Origin of the sequence: Peptococcus simiae (genome assembly GCF_046097595.1) — a bacterium.
Taxonomy (GTDB): Bacteria; Bacillota; Peptococcia; order Peptococcales; family Peptococcaceae; genus Peptococcus; species Peptococcus simiae.
On sequence record NZ_JBJUVG010000036.1, the window covers coordinates 1 to 327 of the forward strand.

At 46.8% G+C, this 327-nt stretch carries 1 protein-coding gene; it reads left to right on the forward strand.

Annotated elements, in window-relative coordinates; genetic code table 11:
• The coding region (locus ACKQTC_RS09220; protein WP_408978149.1) for a hypothetical protein at positions 1–278 on the forward strand (278 nt) is incomplete at its 5' end.
• Positions 279–327: the final 49 nt, after the last annotated feature.

Genomic DNA, 327 nt, shown 5'->3' on the forward strand with positions numbered 1-327 from the left:
GGATGCTCAAAGCTTGTGGTCTTACCGGCCTGCCCGGTTATGATTACACTCGTGATAGAACTGGCGCACGGATTAACCGGTTAGATTTCATTAAAGAACTTGAAAAAATTACCGGTCGAGATCAACAACCGAACACTAATGGTCTACCTGTCCGGTCCTTCTCTGACACTACAGACTTAGCCGTAACAGAATCCGCTGTATGGCACAACTACGTCTTAGATAACCAAGACAGAGAAGTGTGGATTGCCACAGACCTAAGTAAAGGGGCCTCCATCTAATATTAGGAAGCAGAAAGAGCCGAGCACTTGCCCGGCTCTTTTTCTATGC